A 17,626-nucleotide genomic window follows, 5' to 3' on the forward strand; every position below is an offset into this window, starting at 1 on the left:
CGAACCCGATGTATCGCTCCAAATTTAAAGCCCTAGCAGAAATGCTAGGGCTTTTTTCATTTTAAAACTCTCAGTAATATCGACCAATCCCACGTAAAAATGAAAGATGATAAGCTTTCATCTGCTCTCATTCTTTTCTAATGCTTCGATTCATGGACTGACTGATCCCTGACGATTTCCCACTTGTAAGCACTGTAATTTCACTGATATTCACGACTTTGGGCGTAGAAAGGTTTTATTTGTGTGAGTTTGCTTCCAGAATCCGTGTCTTACAAGTCTTTGAGCCTCTGGCTCTACTTTTTTAGCTTGTCTATTCACTGGTGCACTACGAGTAAGGGATAATAATGAAATTAAAAATGATGGTCTGCGCCGCACTGATCACGAGTACATTGAATACCTATGCGAGCGATACGTCGTCGCAAGAGTATCATTATGGGTATCAAGGTTCTGACACACAGGGACATTGGGGAATTATCGAAGGGTTAGAGTTTGATGAGCAAGTAGAACTTTACCCGGATATGCTTCCAGACTATATCAAAGTTCTTTATACAAAAGATAACAAGATAAGCTTTGATACGCGATGGACGTTCAGTTCTATCTATGGCATGTATCCAGACGTGTGGGATGCTTATCCAAATACCGACACCGAAAAAGGGCGACAAGAAGCGCTCTATGATATTCGAAACAACGTTGCTTGCCAAACCGCATTCAAAGCGACGCAAGCGGCTGATTATGCTGATTCAGACGCTGATGGAGAAGTTGCTAACCTAGAAATGGAATCTTGTCTTCAAGATGGTAGTTTAAAGAACTACCGTATGCGGACATATATCCCAACGACTCCCGGCGCAACCTATGCTTTCGAATTCAAATATCGACAAGTAACGCCAATTGACGATTCTGGCTCTGCTGGTTTATGTCAACAATATCACGCTTCCCATGGTTACGGCTTATACCACAATCTTTACAATTATTTTTCTGGGCTGAACCGTCACTGGGACACTAATGGATGGAATAAACCTTGGTGTAAAAATGACGATGATAACTCTAGTAGCAGTGACAACGATGTACTAACAGGGCGGATTGATTTTTCGGGTTATGGACGTAACTTTTACCGTCTTTATCAAGATAATGTCCTTGTTAAGGCAAAAGGTTTTGTCTGGCCAGGCTCTGCCCATTTAGGCTGGGGTTATGTGAATCGCTCCTACTCGGGCCTTGGAGTAAGAAGCCGTGCGAGTAATGGCTACTTCTTATCTAACGAAGTGGATTATCGCTTTGCGAGACAGCGAGGGGTGTCGGAGCGCTTGAGCTTTGATTTACTTGAAAATATTTCGTACCAAGCAGAAATTGAATTCTCCCACTTTTATGCTCAAGAGCAAGAGAAAGGGATTGCAGAATTTTATCGCAACGGTATCAAAGTCTCATCTCAGCCGTTTGCTTCAAACAGCGCTGGCGGTCAATATAAAAAGGCCTTCGATGTTGTGGAAAATGGCTTTGATAGAATCGTCATAAAAGCCTCGAATAATGGGAATCCATACTGGCGTGGTGATAACAGCGATTTAACAGTAAGGGCGATTACATTTTCAGATAAAGCATCAGAAGCCCCTAATTTGTTCGTCAATATAGATTGGTCACTTAACTATCTGACAACAGAAGTTGAACCGGATGAAACGCTGGATCAAGGGTTCAAAACGGAAACCTTATTTGTTAAAGCAAGCAAATATTACACATCACTGACGGTTAACAAGGAACATCTACACAACAGTAATGAAGTTCTGTTACGTTCAATCGCCGTTACCGAGTTTGCCAGCAACCCAAGACAAGCACAGTGCGAAGAAGTCTACCCAATTAAAGGAGATGCTCAGACATTTTGTTTAACCGGAGACAAAGCTCCAGAGCTTTTTGGCTGTGATTTGAGCCAAGCCGTTATCGCTTGGAGTAAAGGCGTCAGTGATACTAACCATGGCGATCCAAACCGCAGTACCAAAGAGAATATTCTGCACAGTGACAACGATAAGTTTTTGTCTTTGGGTAAGGCTGGGAATGTAGAGCTGCGTTTGCGTGAACAGGGCCACATATCAGCGTGTCCAGTATTTGGTAAGGCGCTTTCCTTTAATGAGGTTTCTTCAACCCAGTTTAACGAAGTCGGCTTAGTGCGAGTAACGTTAACACGTTGTGAAAACAAGGAACTGAATTCAGGACAAATACTGCTGACTAACGATTTAGATAGCGGGGCGAAGATTTTTAATGCCGAACAACCTTTCTCGTTTAGCTTTGGTGAAGGCTTTGAAGGATGTGCAATTTCTCAAATAAAAATTGAAGATGCATTGAATGTCTATTGGAGTGGAGCTTTAGACCCATATGACGGTGATGGCGTTGATATCAATGCCATTACACTTGAGTAATTCATAACTCAATACGCATATGTACATGAAAAATAGAGAGTATTTACTCTCTATTTTTTTTGTCTATTCATTGTTCAAACACCGCATTTCGATACGACCCATAAGTTTTCTAAATAAATCTCAACAAATCTCTTGATCTGCTCAATGAATTAGATATTATGACGATGCGTCAAAAATGACGTATCGTCATAAAGGTAAGGTACATAGATTTTGCATTCGTGTTACAATTGCAGCGTTAAGTGGTTTGACGAAAACGGATTGAAATAACATGTTTGGCTTTAACTGTAAAAAAGATGGTAAGAAAGAGTCGCAAGGCTGTTCTTTTGGTTTGTCCAAAAAACAGAAAGCGATAGCGGATAGAGAAGTCGAGTTAACTCTGTTGGCTAAATCTCTTGTTCAAGAACAAGGATTTAGTAATTTAACAATGGACAAATTGACGTCGGCTAGCCCGTACTCAAAGGGGACTATCTACAATCATTTTTGCAGTAAAGAAGATGTAATTTTGGCCCTGTGTATTCATTCGTTAAAAAGTGAAGCGCTGCTGTTTGACCGAATTGGTGATTTTGAAGGGAATACTCGGGAACGAGTGATTGCACTGCATGTTGCGTATCGTATTTATGCTCGTATGGAGCCGGTACTCTCAACGTGCGCCATCATGGCTAAAAGCCCCTGGGTATTAGAGAAAGCATCACCCGAGAGAGTCGCCGGATTAAACGCGCTCGAAGAGATGGTGATCAGCCAGGCCGATGAATTAGTCGGTTTAGCCGCTGATGTGGGTGATCTCAAATTTTCTTCAGGAATCGGCTCTGACGCGATAGTATTTGCAAACTGGTCCATTGCTTTTGGTTCCAATGCATTGACGCAAAATGCGTCTAATAGTCATTGTATCAATCGCTTACAAGACCCGTTTTCAGTGCTGCACAATGCAAACATGTTACTTGATGGTTTAGGTTGGAAGCCTCTTTCTTCGGAATGGGATTACCGTAAAACTTGGCGTCGAGTAGAAAGTGAATTATTCAGTGAAGAAGTCGAGTACTTAAACTCTGTTGGTCGTTAAATTCATACGTATCGATTAAAGCCCATGTAATAGTGGGCTTTTAAATCACCATTTATGACGATTCGTCACATAAGGTTGGGGTTACCCCATGCTCTTATTGATGCATTAGTGTTGCTATTTTCGGAGTTTTTATAACTTCGGTGCTTAAGCCAGATTGATCTGGTTTTTTAATGGCAATAAATGACGAAACGTCACAAACGGAGACTGTGATGAAACCATCGAATCCACCGCCTAACAACATCAACGCTTGGTTTACACTACCAACCAAGTTTACTTTTTGGGTGATACTCACCACGTTATCACTTGTTGTCTTTGCGGCTTTAGGGGCAAAGAACCTCTATTTTAGAGGCGACTACAATATCTTCTTCGAAGGCTCCAATAAGCAGTTATTGGCGTTTGAAGAAATACAAACAACGTTTACCAAATCAGACAATCTCGCCATCGTTATCGCACCTGAGCAAGGATCGGTATTCACCCCCGAAATACTAACCCTGGTCCAAGATTTAACCAATGATGCATGGCAAGTTCCTTACTCTAGCCGTGTCGATTCGTTAGCAAACTACCAACATACAGAAGCAGATGCAGATGACCTGATCGTTGAAGACCTTATTTATGAAGGTTACGCGCTTACCGATCAACGTATACAAAAAATTAGGCGTGTTGCATTAACAGAGCCCGCTCTAGTGGACTCACTCATATCGAAAAAAGGCGATGTCACGGTTGTTAATGTGACGGTTCAACTGCCAGAAGTGGACAAAACGTCTGAAGTGCAAGAAGTCATTGTGAGCATCAACCAAATGGTGGAACGCTACCAAGCACTCTATCCCAATGTTGAGTTCCACAAGGCTGGCATCATCGCGATGAATAACGCGTTTATGCAATCTGCTCAGTCAGACACGGCTACCTTAGTGCCTGCCATGCTGATGGTCATTTTGGTCTTTTTAACCGTGATGCTTCGTTCTGTATTCGGTGTTCTGGCAACGCTTGTCGTCATTATTGGTTCTGTTGCAGCAACGATGGGGCTCTCTGGGTGGGCGGGAATGTTTATCAGTACGGCCACCGTAAATATACCCACACTGGTTATGACACTCGCCGTTGCCGATTGTGTCCATGTCATTGCGACAATGCGTCATAACATGCAGAGCGGTTACTCAAAACGATACGCTATTGAGCAAAGCGTTGCGGTTAACTTCATGCCTATTTTGATCACATCAGTCACCACTGCAATCGGCTTTTTGATGATGAATATGTCGGATTCGCCAGTACTCAGAGATTTTGGCAATCTAGCGGCCCTAGGCGTGATGATTGCGTGTTTCTTGTCGATGACACTGCTACCCGCCATGCTTAAGTGGCTTCCGATGAAAGTGAAAGAAAACCAGGCAACAGCGTCTAATCGATTCATGGATAAACTGGGTGATTTCGTTGTGAAGCACCGTAAGCCTCTGCTGCCGATCTCGGTGGTATTCATTGCCGTCACTGCTGCATTGATTCCGTTAAATCAGGTCAATGATGAGTCGGTAAAATATTTTGACTCTCGAAGCGAATTTCGTCGAGCTGCGGATTTTATGGAACAGCGCATCAGCGGAATGACCAATATCAGCATTGCGATCAAAACCGATGAATCTCAGGGCATTGCCGATCCCGTCTTTTTACAAACCGTGGGTGACTTTACCGATTGGCTACGCGAGCAACCGGAAACCGATCACGTAGCGGCACTATCTGATGTTTACAAGCGCTTGAATCAGAACATGCATAACGATGATAGCCGCTACTATAAACTGCCGCTCGACAGAGAGCTGGCGGCTCAATACCTATTACTCTACGAAATGTCACTTCCCTATGGTTTAGACTTAAATAACCAAATCAATGTCGACAAATCATCGATCAAAATGATGCTGACACTCGATAACTTGGGAAGCGTAGAGCTTGTTGAAATAGAAAGCCGAATCTACGACTGGTTTCGTCAAAACGCGCCTCAATACCAAGTGGTCGCTTCAAGTCCATCATTGATGTTCGCCCATATCGGCGAGACCAATATGGCGAGCATGTTATCGACACTACCCATTACTCTGATTTTGATTTCAGCCCTAATGATCTTTGCATTGCGATCATTCCGCTTAGGCATCATCAGCATCATTCCCAACATGGCACCAGCGGCGATTGGCTTTGGTTTGTGGGCTCTCGTCTCTGGTGAAATCAACTTAGGGCTATCTGTTGTTGTCACGTTAACACTTGGCATTGTCGTGGATGACGCGGTCCATTTCTTATCGAAATATCAGCGTGCACGTAAGCAAGGAAAAAACGCGGAAGAAGCGGTGAGATACGCTTTCCATACCGTAGGCAGAGCGCTTTGGATTACAACCGTTGTCCTTGTCGCTGGGTTCTCCGTACTGGCAATGTCTTCATTTAGATTGAATTCTGACATGGGGTTACTGAGCGCGATGGTGGTGTTTATCGCATTGGTGGTGGATTTCCTATTTTTACCAACCTTGTTGATGCTGTTCGACAAAAAAGACTACCCAAGCCAAGACGTACTGTCGGAAAGGAAAGAAATACGAATCACTAATAAGCAAGTGACAACGAGCTAAACCCTCTTAATACCGTGGCTAAATACGCTAGACGTTGACGAAATTTAGCCACAGGTAAACCTGAATTAGAACGATACGAAGGAACGAACAATGAAAGCGTTAAACAACATAAAAACACTAGGCATTAACACGGCAGTCGCACTCTCACTTGTTTTAGGCGCTTCAATGCCTGTGACCGCGAGTGAAGAACAAGGACTAGAGATAGCAACCGAGAGAAAACACCGAGATGAGGGTTGGGGCGATTCTGTTTCAACGATGGAAATGCTACTAAAAAATGCACAGGGCGAAAGCAGCACACGCTTAATGCAGCTTAAATCTTTAGAAGTGAAAGACGATGGAGATAAAGGGCTGACGATTTTTGAAGAGCCACGAGATGTAAAAGGCACGGCGTTTTTAAACCATTCGCATACCGTGGGTGCCGATGATCAATGGCTTTACTTACCGGCGTTAAAGCGAGTAAAACGAATCTCGTCGCGTAATAAATCGGGGCCATTCATGGGCAGTGAGTTCGCTTATGAAGACCTTAGTTCGTTTGAGCTAGAAAAATACACGTTCAATTATTTGAAAGATGACACGATATCAGGAGAAGAAACGTTCGTATTAGAGCAGATTCCAACCGATAAAAACTCTGGCTACACCAAGCAGATAGTGTGGCTTTCAAAGCAAGAGTACCGCCCTTTGAAAGTTGAATTCTACGATCGCAAAGATGCGCTACTAAAAACACTGACGTTTACCGACTACAAACAGTATCTAGACCAATATTGGCGCGCACATACGATGGCTATGCAAAATCATCAAACAGGAAAAAGCACCATACTGACGACCAGTGAGATGACATTCCAAACGGGATTGAATGAGAGTGACTTTCAAAAGAACACACTGAAACGCATAAGGTAGCCATGACATGAAAAGGATGAACACATCGCTACGCCAATTAGGTTTGACTATGGGTATGGTGACGAGCATTGTTGTCTCGCTACAGTGTCACGCAGTGGAGCTGGGTGGTCAGGTCAATATCGAGCACCGCCAATACATGTCAGATGGAGCGCAAGGACAAGATAAAGGACAAACGTCTTTAGTGGTTGCGCCCGATCTTTATTGGGAGTTTGATGGAGGAAGCAGTTTCAGCTTTACCCCTTTCTATCGCCTAGACAGCATGGATGAAGAAAGAACTCATGGTGACATACGTGAAGCGCTTTATCTGACCTATTGGGACGACTATGAGTTAAGACTTGGGGTTGGCAAGGTGTTTTGGGGTGTGACTGAATCGACTCAACTGGTTGATGTGGTCAACCAGACCGATGCGATTGAATCACTGGATAGAGAAGATAAGTTAGGTCAGCCAATGATTCATTTTAGTTCGATAAAAGAGTGGGGCACAGTAGACACCTTGATACTGCCCTATTTTAGAGAACGAACATTTGCTGGAGTTGATGGCAGAATCAGACCTACCGTTCCTGTTTCTAGTGACGCCATTTACGAGTCATCGAGAGAAGAAAAACATATCGATGTGGCGTTGCGTTACAGCAAAATGCTAGGGAACTGGGATCTTGGATTAAGTTATTTTAATGGCACAAACCGAGATCCTTATTATCAGTTTAATCAAGGACAAGTCAGCCAAATCAAGGTACAGCCTTATTATGCTCAAATGAATCAGGTTGGCTTGGATGTACAGGGCATTGTCGGAGACTGGTTATTAAAACTAGAGTCCATTTATCGAGATAGTTTTGACCATCATACCGGCTTAGTCACCGGGTTAGAGTACACCGTGGTTGGCCCATTTGATTCTTATTGGGATGTGGGGTTAATTGCTGAGTATCTTTATGATAGCCGCGGAAACAATGCACAAACCCCAGGACAAAATGATCTTTTTGCCGGAGTCAGATTCGCGTTAAATGATGAGGATGGCACGGAATTGCTCACAGGCATTACTCAGGATCTGGATAATAGCGATGTCTATAGCGCTAAGCTGGAAGCGTCGAGTCGAATCACCAACCAATTGAAATGGCGATTAGATGCGTGGGTCTTTGAAAATGAAACACCAACGGACTTGCTGTATTTTGCGAGAAACGATGATTTCGTTGAAGTTTCTCTAGAGTATTATTTCTAAACGTATGTGTATTTTAGACAGAGCATTTGATGAATGCTCTGTCATTTTTAATGAACGACAATTTTTATAGTTCTTTTGTCATCCACACATCGCATTTGCTGTGAATGGTTCCATCCAAAGGGGCGTCTAAATGTTTGAATCCCAGCTTCTCATATAAAGAGATAGCTTGAGTCATATTTGACAACGTATCTAAATAGCAGTGAGTGTAGCCCAATGATTTTGCGAATTGCAAACACTCAAGGGTGAGCTTTTTACCCACACCGAGTCCGCGGCCATTGGACAGCAAGAACAGCTTCTTAAGTTCACATGTTGTTTTAGAATCGCCAAAGGGCGCAACTCCGCCACCTCCGACAATTGTGTCATCAACACAAGCGACTAAGTATTGGCTGTGCCTATCTTCAGTATAATAAGCGCTCATATTGGCAACTTCTGCATCACCAGGTCCGTAACCTTCACCTACCGCGCCATATTCCCGACCGACTTTGGCTATGATCTGTGAAATTTCAGTGTCATCTTCGGGGCGTATTTTTCTAATAGTCAACATGGGTTTTCTGTTTCAAATAGGTATCATATGGATTCAATGAGGCTGAAGGCGTGCATTTTCAATCTGAGTCGTCGATTTTTTCTACATTACATGAAGATAAGCACAAATCGATTTGGCTTTAGATGCCGCTTTCGCTACTATGTACAGCTATTTGAAAATGCCCAAGAATCCCTTGCTGGGAACCTTATGGACACTACCACTTATGCCTTCTTTTACAGATAGCCATAGGTAGATGAGGAAACGATGCAACATCTAGAAGAGATTATTGCTAATGCTACGGCCGCGATTAACGCTGCTGAATCGTTAGTTGCACTCGATGAAGTGCGAGTTCAGTATTTAGGTAAGAAGGGTGAACTCACTCTTCAACTACAAAGCCTAGGTAAACTTCCACCTGAAGAGCGTCGCACTGCTGGTCAAGAGATCAACAAAGCGAAAGGTGCTGTTCAACAAGCGATCGTCGCTCGTAAAGACGCACTACAACGTGCGGAGCTTGAAGCGAAACTGGCTGCAGAAACCATTGATGTGAGCCTACCAGGTCGTCGCATTGAGAACGGTGGTCTTCACCCAGTTACACGCACAGTTGAGCGTATCGAACAGTTCTTTGGTGAGCTTGGCTTTAGCACTGAGTCTGGCCCTGAGATTGAAGATGCATTCCACAACTTTGATGCATTGAACATCGCAGACGATCACCCAGCTCGTACTGATCACGATACTTTCTTCTTCAACCCTGATCTAATGCTACGTACGCACACTTCTGGTGTTCAAATCCGTACGATGGAAAACGGCAAACCGCCTTTCCGCTTCATTGCTCCGGGTCGTGTTTACCGTAACGACTACGATCAAACTCACACGCCAATGTTCCACCAAGTGGAAGGTATGTTAGTTGATGAGAACGTAAACTTCGCACAACTTAAAGGCATTCTTAACGATTTCCTTTGTAACTTCTTTGAAGAAGAAGTTGAAGTGCGTTTCCGTCCTTCATTCTTCCCGTTCACAGAGCCTTCAGCTGAAGTTGACGTGAAACGTAAAGATGGCAAATGGCTCGAAGTTCTAGGCTGTGGCATGGTTCACCCTAACGTACTTCGCTCTGTTGGCATCGACCCTGAGAAATACTCTGGTTTTGCATTCGGTATGGGTGTAGAGCGTCTAACGATGCTTCGTTACGGCGTAAATGACCTTCGTGCGTTCTTCGAGAACGACCTTCGTTTCCTTAAACAATTCAAGTAATCCGGGGCAGTCAAAACTATGAAATTCAGTGAATCTTGGCTACGCGAGTGGGTTAAACCTGCAATTAACAGCGAAGAGCTAGCTCACCAAATCACTATGGCTGGTTTGGAAGTTGACGATGTAGAACCTGTTGCAGGTGAATTCACCGGCGTTAAAGTAGGTAAAGTGGTTGAGTGCGGTCAGCACCCAGACGCAGACAAACTACAAGTAACTAAAATTGATATCGGCGAAGAAGAGCTGCTAGATATCGTTTGTGGTGCATCTAACTGTCGTCTTGGCCTAACTGTAGCAGTAGCAACCGTTGGCGCAGTACTGCCTGGTGACTTCAAAATCAAGAAAGCAAAACTACGTGGCGTTCCATCGCACGGCATGCTTTGTTCTTTCTCTGAGCTAGGTATCGACGTAGAGTCAGACGGCATTCTTGAGCTGCCAGAAGGCACAACGCTAGGGTTGGACGTACGTGAGCTTCTTGAGCTTAACGACGTAACTATCGACGTAGACCTAACAGCAAACCGCGCAGACTGCTTCAGCATCCGTGGCCTTGCTCGTGAAGTTGGCGTACTAAACCGCGCAGACGTTACAGAGCCAACAGTTGAAGCTGTTGCAACAAGCATTGAAGACACAGTATCTGTTGAAATCAAAGCAACTGATGCTTGTCCACGTTACCTTGGCCGTGTGGTTAAGAACGTAAACGTGAAAGCGGAATCTCCAATCTGGATGCAAGAAAAACTGCGCCGTTGTGGTATCCGTTCAATCGACCCAGTTGTAGACATCACAAACTACGTGATGCTAGAGCAAGGCCAACCAATGCACGCATTTGATCTTGCTAAGATCGAAGGCGGTATCGTGGTTCGTCTAGCAGAGCAGGGCGAAAAACTAACACTTCTAGATGGCAACGAAGCTGAACTAAACAGCAACACGCTTGTTATCGCTGACCACAACAAAGCACTAGCCATCGCGGGTATCTTTGGTGGTGAAGAGTCTGGTGTAACAACTGAAACTACAGATGTTCTTCTAGAAGCAGCATTCTTCGCACCGGATCACATCCGTGGTCGCGCACGTGCTTACGGCCTTCACACTGATTCTTCTCTACGTTTCGAACGTGGTGTTGATTCAACGCTTCAGCTAGCCGCTATGGAGCGTGCAACACAGCTTCTAGTTGAAATCTGTGGTGGTGAAGTTGCGCCAGTAAACGGCAGCGAATCTGAAGCCTCACTTCCTAAAGCAAACGTAGTTGCTCTACGTCGCGCTAAGCTAGATAGCCTACTAGGTCACGAAATCCCATCTACAGACGTAGTGGAGATTCTTACTCGCCTAGGTTGTGAAGTTGAAAGCACTGATGCTGGTTGGACGGCAACGTCTCCATCTTGGCGTTTTGATATCGCAATCGAGCAAGACCTAATTGAAGAAGTAGGTCGTATCTACGGTTACGATAACATTCCAAACCAAGCGCCTAAAGCGGCACTTAAAATGAATGACCACAAAGAAGCTGACCAACCGCTTAAGCGCGTTCGTGACCTTCTTGTAGACCGTGGCTACCACGAAGCAATCACATACAGCTTCGTAGAACCAGAGCAGCAAAAATTGGTTGTACCTGGTGTTGAGCCGCTAATCCTGCCATTCCCAATCTCTGCGGACATGTCAGCAATGCGTCTTGGCCTAATCCAAGGTCTACTAAACACCGTTGTTCACAACCAGAAGCGTCAACAGTCTCGCGTTCGTCTATTCGAATCAGGCCTACGTTTCATCCCTGAAGCAACGGCTGAAAACGGCATGCGCCAAGAAATGATGCTTGCGGGCGTTATCTCTGGTACTCGTGGCGAAGAGCACTGGGACATTGCAACGAACACTGTCGATTTCTTCGATCTTAAAGGTGACCTAGAAGCCGTTCTAGAGCTTTCTGCAAACGAAATCGCATACAGCTTCAAGGCCCTTTCTTCTGAAGCAAAAGAGCGCAACCCAGCACTTCACCCAGGTCAGTCAGCAGTGATTATGGTTGACGCTGGTTTAGAAACAGAAAGGGAAGTGGGTATCATTGGTACTGTTCACCCAGAGCTAGAGCGTAAGTTTGGTCTTAACGGCCGTACTATCGTATTCGAAATCGAATGGGCAGCTATCAACACTCGCGTGCTTCCAGAAGCAGTAGCCGTATCTAAGTTCCCTGCAAACCGTCGTGATATCGCCGTTGTTGTTGACGAAGCAGTCGCTTCTGGCGACATCGTAGCAGCGTGTATCGCAGCGGGTGGCGAATTCCTAACAGGCGCTAAACTGTTCGACGTATACGTTGGTCAAGGCGTTGAAGAAGGTAAGAAGAGCCTAGCTATCGCACTTAGCCTACAGTCTGTAGAGCGCACACTTGAAGATGCAGACATCGCTGGTTCAGTAGATGCTATCGTAGCTTCAATCTCAGAGAAATTCGGCGCAGCACTTCGCGACTAATCTCTTCTGATAGATAGAAAAACCAAAGGCCTCGCATTGCGAGGCCTTTTTGTTTTTGTTCCAAAGGAGTAGGTTCCAAAGGAGTAGGGGCTAGCTCACTATTGGACATAAACGTGATACATATAACTCTAATTTAGTAATTGATGAATAACTTTAAGTATGGAAAGTCTCTTAATGCGGCGTCCGGTCTGACTGGAGCAGATAAAAAGCTATTTGGTGAGGCTTTACCATACAAGGCTCAAGCTAGCCTTGTATGGGTTTTTATACTTACAATACAGGTCAGTTATTCCGTTAATGGTATCAAATCAATAACTTTTTCACCCTGATAGTGATGTACTTCAACAGTTTCTTCCCCAGTTAAAAGGTTGATAGTTACAAAGTCATCATCAAAAACATTGTTTATCTTATCCCAATAAGTCATGAATGGCGCAGATAGGGATAATGAATCCCCTATTTGCTGAGTTGAAGGTAGCGTAACTTGATGCGTAACTTGTGTTGCCCCTAGCTCCAAAGAGCTTCCACCATACTGACTTGAACTATCATCATTATAGGTTACGCCAACACAGTAGACATGGTTATCTTTAACAATTTTACTATCGTGACCACCTGAACGCTGAAGCCTAGTTGTAGTTTGACTACTCATATCCCACACTACGCACCTATCACCTATGATAAATCGGTTATCAACAACGTCGAAAACATTGTAGCTATTACTAAAATTGTTTCCGTCAGTTGGCAACTCGAGTTTATCTCCAAACTCTCCTCCCGTAAGAAGCTCCAAGTGAGTATCACCTGTCGTTGCCATGTATAATACTCCGTTGTATCTAAATGGGGTGTCAATATAACTATGCGACCAGCTATCTTTGATTTCACCATTAGAAATATCAACCATATATAAAACGTTTCCATAGGCTTCTGGGTTTATATATAAGGTATTACCTTCTAGTCGAACAAAGTTATGTGGCTTCCACCAACTAGGCTGTGAATTTGGAAATAGTAACTCAATATTTGCTGGGATATCTCTAGTTGGTAGATTGAGCTTATATACTCCGTTCTCACCGTCGATAGAAACACTTAAAATAGGGCTCTCTGTATCGTTATATTGAGATTTTGCCTTTACAACCATTAGTGGCTGTTGATTCAAGGCAGAGCCTCTTTGTGGGATAACGCCATCCGGAAACGCATGAAGCTCATTACCTGACTTCAAAAAATACAAAGTTTCAGTTTGAACGTATTCACAGTCAGAAAATCTAGTGGGGGCACTTAATGCAACCAAATCCCAATCATCACTTATTGCATCAATACTCAAAATATCTACTGGCGGCAGATTTAAACACTCTAAAGGTGGCTGAATATCACCCTCTGGCATAGTATCTATGATGACTCCGAAGTCTGGGTTTACAGGCTCTACATGATCATGGAAGGTAATACCAACAGACATTTTCGAAGAGGCTATCTCATTATCAATTTTAACTCTACCCAGTGACTTAAACTCTTTTAGATCTAAACTTTTATATACAACATCGCCGGTTGTAGGGACGTTAGGCGGGGTTTCATCAGGTGATGAACTTCCACTACCACAGCCAAACATAGCAAAACATAAGATACATGTAGAAAGTGTTTTCGTGTTCATTTGGTGCTCTAAGAATCAAAAAATGAACGCGAATTTTAAACGTTTTGTAATCGTAAAATCAGAATATTGCTTATTCCCATTTTACAATTGACTTTTACTCATTGTAGCGGTTCAGTAATTGGGCCACACAGATAGATGAGGAAAAGTAAGCCAAACGACACTTTGATGAAGAGCGTGATCAATCAATCGCAGCAAGGAATGGGGCAAACGTGATGTAGAGAAATCTTAGCTTCTTTGGTCTACGATCTTGGCTAGTTCACTTATATCCATGGCCTTTTTCGTCCTGTGGATCATTGCATGGCAATTGGCGCAAACGGGTACAAGGTCATTTATCGGATCAACCTGATACTCTACTCCTATCTGTGAAATTGGCACCAAATGATGAACTTGAATATAGCCAGTACCAATTTCACCATAGGCTGAATAAAAATCAAAAGAGCAGACTTTGCAAATCATTCCATGATGTTCGATGCAAGCTTTACGTGCTTTGGCATTTCTCTCATACGCATTTACTGTTATTGTTTTTACTGCTCCCTCATAAAAGAAACCTTCTAGCTTTTCTTCATCAGGGAAATCAGACAAGAGCTGATTGGTTGGTATTCCGACATATTCAAATACCGCAGCACGCAACATTTTCACGTCAGAAACGATCCAAAATGGTAAATCTTGTTTGCCTTTATTCTTGTTTAGTTGGGAGAATCCATCTTGTTGTCTGCCAACCAAGCCTGACATGTAACTACCCATTCGCCTTTCTAAGGACTTACCAGATAACCCAATTGAAAATCCATTTGAGCGCGGAGTAACCCAAAGCGTCTCACCTTTAAGCCCCCTCAGCGCCATATTAGTCGGTTTTTTTTCTTGTTGATGAAAGTGAACAGGCGTATCTGGGTTCCTACGAACAATTTCTTGTTCAATAGACAAAAGTACTTGTTTCAATGATTCCAACTTCATCTTGTGTCTCCCCCCCGTATCAATTTTGCTTATGCGATTATGGGTCAAAGGGAAATGTGGTTCTATCGAGCGCAACACGTTTTGGGGCAAAAATGAGTTAGATAAGTCACCAGCAAGGGAGAGGTCTTTATCTAAATGACTATTGACCTGTCTACAACATCACACTTTTGGTATTCATGGCACTTAGCACCATGAATACCATAGCTCATGATTCATTGGTTAAGTACGGTATTGCGATATCTCACCATGGTGAGCAAATTGCGTATGGCAAAAGTGGCAGTGGGAATACGGCGCTGATCTTCATTCACTGTTGGAGCTTAGATAGTAGCATGGCAGTGTCAGGTCTTGCCTTTTGCTTACAGCCAGTAAGTTTAAAATAGTGAATTGCTCATCTTCTTTGCCAAACAAAAACGGCCTAGCTATTAACTAGACCGCCTCTATCAAAAAGGCAAAACGCAAGAGCTAACCCCATCGTTTGGTTTATAAAGCCTGGAATATCTCAGGTTATCGCTCACCTAACACTTCAAACTCATCATAAGTAAGTCGAGAAAGGCCGTCCTCTTGAACCTCCCACAACTCTTTATGAACAACACCAAATGCTTTGTTCATGGTCCAGTCTGTGGTTAGGATGTAGCCAATATCGCTCTCTTTTTTCCATAGAGTATTGGTGTAATCGACGCTATGAAAGCCTTGAGTCATAAGGTTTTGCCAAAATGCTTGGATTGCTTCTCTACCTTCAAATGTTCCAAATGGTTTTGCTACCATAATTGCGTTCTCTGCGTATTGCTCGGCGCAACCTGCGGCATCTTGACGATTGAATGCCTTTTGCCATGCAGCGATACCAGCTTGTGCTCGTTCAAGGTTTTGTTGTGTCATAGTACGTTTCCTAATAATGATGTTTGTTTATATCTCTATTCTAAGAGTACAATTAGTAAAGAAAAACAAAACTAAAAGAAATGAATGTTCTTTTAAAGAGAACAATACGAGGTGAAGATGAATTACCGATTACGCCTAATGTCTATGTTTGTGCAGGTAGTGGAGTGTGGTTCTATCTCTAAAGCCGCAGAGAAATTAAAGCTGTCCAAATCAGTAGTCAGCACCGCGTTAAAGCAGTTGGAAAAAGAGCTAGAGGTGTGTTTGTTGAAAAGAACGACACGAAAACAAACTTTAACTCCAGCTGGTGAACGTTTTTATCTGCAATGTGCGCAAATGGCTAAGCAAGCTGAAATGGCGTGGTTGGAAGCGTCAGAGTTTAAGCAAGTTCCTGCGGGTGATCTGACAGTAACTGCACCTCATGCTCTGATGCAATCTATCGTGCTCCCAGCTTTGACAGAGGTCTTTGCACAACACTCTCAGGTTAGCCTTAATTTCATTAGTGATGACAAGCATGTTGACATTATTCAGCAAAACATCGATTTAGCGGTTCGTGTTAATGAATCAAAAAGTTCGAATTTAAAACAGAGAAGGGTGGGACAGTTTCAAGACCGTTTGTGTCAGTCTAGCAAATTGGTGGGCAGCCCAGAGTCATCTCCCTATATCGCTCAACATTGGCAAGCTGACGCAGTCGTTCACTCTTTTAGGAAGAATGAAACAGTTCATGATATTGAATTTGTGATTAAGCACCGTGCGAACAATGTCTATAACGTGCTAAGTATGATTGAGCTTGGTTTGGGGGTTGGAGTTATCCCTGAGTTCTTGTTAGATAGTACCGAGTTAGTTTATCCTGTCGAAAGTGCGGTGCCGTTACCCATTAATTCAGTTTATGTACTGCATCCTTATCAAGCACATGCACCGATAGCAATCAACATAGCGACTCAAGCCATTGAAGCCAAAATGGCTCAAGTAACTTCTAATTAGCCACTCAAAGCATATTTACTCTCCTGCCGAGCTTGCCTTTAGCTACTCAATTTTTACTAAAGGTATTAAAAGGACACACACTGTAAAGAAGAAAACAACATCAAGATTTTGCGCAACCTCAAGATTCTAGTCACTTTGTAAATTCGGTGTTCGTTTTAGGGTTTGTCTGGTGGAAAATTAGTTATGGCTCATCGCATTCAATTGTTGTCAGGCTAAAGTGAGCCTTTCACCATCAGGAATTGACGAATAGGGTTATTCATTTGGGCTTGGTTATCATATGAAAAGAAAAAATAACTGTCATTCAACCATCTAACCGGAATAGATGTATTCGCTTTTTGTTTAAGTTGCTTCTGGCGGGCTCTATCATGCAGCTACAACCTACCGCGGTATTGCGATGACGTTCCAGTTCCGTACACGCTTTTAGCCAATGGCGTTGGTTTACATTGAGCCGTTGCAGTATCGGCGGCATGCTTGATTCTAAACTAGCCTTGCTCTCTCGAAACTGGCGCGCAGTCCAATCCACCAGTTCAATGTAATCCATAAGCCGAAACGGAATACCCTCTGACTTTTCATTGGCTGGATTACCGATAAATGGATGCAGGCAAGGGGCGGTTTCTTGCTGGTTGTTTAGTGCCTCTAGTCTGGCTTGAATCGAGGTAAACTCTGAAGTCTCTGGTGTGCTGGCAATACCTGCCCTTAACGGGTTTAAATCGACATATGCCATGGCTGCTGCCAACGCTGGCTCGTCTAGCAACGCCTGACTTTTAAAGCGGCTTTCCCAAAAGTGCCCTTTGCACCCCTCTTCTCTATTAGCTTGG

The 17,626-nt window shown here is 43.5% G+C and carries 12 protein-coding genes and 2 pseudogenes; 9 read left to right on the plus strand and 5 right to left on the minus strand.

The features are described 5' to 3' along the window. Positions 1-344: 344 nt before the first annotated feature. From A1QO_RS18415 to A1QO_RS18435, 5 genes are all read left to right on the plus strand, one after another. Positions 345-2,402 carry a hypothetical protein gene (locus tag A1QO_RS18415; RefSeq protein ID WP_017037996.1) on the plus strand — a complete coding sequence of 686 codons (2,058 nt, stop codon included), beginning with the start codon at positions 345-347 and terminating at the stop codon, positions 2,400-2,402. A 268-nt stretch (positions 2,403-2,670) separates the two neighbouring features. Then, positions 2,671-3,459, plus strand: a complete 789-nt coding sequence (locus A1QO_RS18420; RefSeq protein WP_017037995.1) for a TetR/AcrR family transcriptional regulator — start codon at positions 2,671-2,673, stop codon at positions 3,457-3,459. A 209-nt stretch (positions 3,460-3,668) separates the two neighbouring features. Next, positions 3,669-6,047, plus strand: a complete 2,379-nt coding sequence (locus tag A1QO_RS18425; RefSeq protein WP_017039498.1) for an efflux RND transporter permease subunit — start codon at positions 3,669-3,671, stop codon at positions 6,045-6,047. A gap of 90 nt (positions 6,048-6,137) precedes the next feature. After that, on the plus strand, positions 6,138-6,944 hold the full coding sequence (locus A1QO_RS18430; protein ID WP_017037994.1) for an outer membrane lipoprotein-sorting protein: 807 nt from the start codon (positions 6,138-6,140) through the stop codon (positions 6,942-6,944). A 7-nt stretch (positions 6,945-6,951) separates the two neighbouring features. Continuing rightward, a complete protein-coding gene (locus A1QO_RS18435) occupies positions 6,952-8,157 on the plus strand; it encodes a hypothetical protein (protein ID WP_017037993.1) in 1,206 nt (401 codons plus the stop codon). A 64-nt stretch (positions 8,158-8,221) separates the two neighbouring features. Here A1QO_RS18435 and A1QO_RS18440 read toward each other — a convergent pair whose 3' ends face one another. Continuing rightward, positions 8,222-8,701, minus strand: a complete 480-nt coding sequence (locus A1QO_RS18440) for a GNAT family N-acetyltransferase (protein ID WP_017039500.1) — start codon at positions 8,699-8,701, stop codon at positions 8,222-8,224. 243 nt (positions 8,702-8,944) lie between these two features. Here A1QO_RS18440 and pheS point away from each other — a divergent pair, with 243 nt between their 5' ends. Together pheS and pheT are read left to right on the plus strand one after the other, a co-directional pair. Continuing rightward, entirely contained in the window at positions 8,945-9,928 is a 984-nt protein-coding gene (gene pheS, locus A1QO_RS18445; protein ID WP_017034130.1) for a phenylalanine--tRNA ligase subunit alpha, read from the plus strand. Between the two features lie 18 nt (positions 9,929-9,946). Next, positions 9,947-12,367, plus strand: coding sequence for a phenylalanine--tRNA ligase subunit beta (gene pheT, locus A1QO_RS18450; RefSeq protein ID WP_017039501.1), 2,421 nt, complete (start codon positions 9,947-9,949; stop codon positions 12,365-12,367). Positions 12,368-12,650: 283 nt separating this feature from the next. Here the strand turns inward: pheT and A1QO_RS18455 are convergent, their stop codons facing one another. Both A1QO_RS18455 and A1QO_RS18460 read right to left on the minus strand, forming a co-directional pair. Further along, a complete protein-coding gene (locus A1QO_RS18455) occupies positions 12,651-14,000 on the minus strand; it encodes a hypothetical protein (RefSeq protein ID WP_017039502.1) in 1,350 nt (449 codons plus the stop codon). A gap of 225 nt (positions 14,001-14,225) precedes the next feature. Continuing rightward, positions 14,226-14,951 (minus strand): HNH endonuclease, encoded by a 726-nt coding sequence (locus tag A1QO_RS18460; RefSeq protein WP_017039503.1) that lies wholly within the window; start codon positions 14,949-14,951, stop codon positions 14,226-14,228. A 176-nt stretch (positions 14,952-15,127) separates the two neighbouring features. Between A1QO_RS18460 and A1QO_RS18465 the strand changes: the two are divergent. Continuing rightward, positions 15,128-15,308 (plus strand): annotated as a pseudogene (locus A1QO_RS18465) (alpha/beta fold hydrolase); the annotation flags it as partial. A gap of 147 nt (positions 15,309-15,455) precedes the next feature. Here the strand turns inward: A1QO_RS18465 and A1QO_RS18470 are convergent. Next, positions 15,456-15,827, minus strand: coding sequence for a YybH family protein (locus A1QO_RS18470; protein WP_017039505.1), 372 nt, complete (start codon positions 15,825-15,827; stop codon positions 15,456-15,458). 117 nt (positions 15,828-15,944) lie between these two features. Here A1QO_RS18470 and A1QO_RS18475 point away from each other — a divergent pair, with 117 nt between their 5' ends. Next, positions 15,945-16,808: a LysR family transcriptional regulator gene (locus tag A1QO_RS18475; protein WP_017039506.1), complete on the plus strand. Its 864-nt coding sequence runs from the start codon at positions 15,945-15,947 to the stop codon at positions 16,806-16,808. A 301-nt stretch (positions 16,809-17,109) separates the two neighbouring features. On the opposite strand, the pseudogene A1QO_RS20660 reads toward A1QO_RS18475, so the two are convergent. Continuing rightward, positions 17,110-17,626, minus strand: a pseudogene (locus A1QO_RS20660) (transposase); the annotation flags it as partial.

It is taken from the genome of Vibrio genomosp. F10 str. ZF-129 (genome assembly GCF_000287055.2).
Classification (GTDB): domain Bacteria; phylum Pseudomonadota; class Gammaproteobacteria; order Enterobacterales; family Vibrionaceae; genus Vibrio.

What these genes read in the sequence shown, in the direction of transcription:
- A1QO_RS18415 (WP_017037996.1), top strand. Translation starts at nt 345, where the DNA reads ATGAAATTAAAAATGATGGTCTGCGCCGCACTGATCACGAGTACATTG.
- A1QO_RS18435 (WP_017037993.1), top strand. Translation starts at nt 6,952, where the DNA reads ATGAAAAGGATGAACACATCGCTACGCCAATTAGGTTTGACTATGGGT.
- A1QO_RS18470 (WP_017039505.1), bottom strand. Translation starts at nt 15,827, where the DNA reads ATGACACAACAAAACCTTGAACGAGCACAAGCTGGTATCGCTGCATGG.
- A1QO_RS18430 (WP_017037994.1), top strand. Translation starts at nt 6,138, where the DNA reads ATGAAAGCGTTAAACAACATAAAAACACTAGGCATTAACACGGCAGTC.
- A1QO_RS18455 (WP_017039502.1), bottom strand. Translation starts at nt 14,000, where the DNA reads ATGAACACGAAAACACTTTCTACATGTATCTTATGTTTTGCTATGTTT.
- A1QO_RS18425 (WP_017039498.1), top strand. Translation starts at nt 3,669, where the DNA reads ATGAAACCATCGAATCCACCGCCTAACAACATCAACGCTTGGTTTACA.
- A1QO_RS18475 (WP_017039506.1), top strand. Translation starts at nt 15,945, where the DNA reads ATGAATTACCGATTACGCCTAATGTCTATGTTTGTGCAGGTAGTGGAG.
- pheS (WP_017034130.1), top strand. Translation starts at nt 8,945, where the DNA reads ATGCAACATCTAGAAGAGATTATTGCTAATGCTACGGCCGCGATTAAC.
- A1QO_RS18440 (WP_017039500.1), bottom strand. Translation starts at nt 8,701, where the DNA reads ATGTTGACTATTAGAAAAATACGCCCCGAAGATGACACTGAAATTTCA.
- A1QO_RS18420 (WP_017037995.1), top strand. Translation starts at nt 2,671, where the DNA reads ATGTTTGGCTTTAACTGTAAAAAAGATGGTAAGAAAGAGTCGCAAGGC.
- A1QO_RS18460 (WP_017039503.1), bottom strand. Translation starts at nt 14,951, where the DNA reads ATGAAGTTGGAATCATTGAAACAAGTACTTTTGTCTATTGAACAAGAA.
- pheT (WP_017039501.1), top strand. Translation starts at nt 9,947, where the DNA reads ATGAAATTCAGTGAATCTTGGCTACGCGAGTGGGTTAAACCTGCAATT.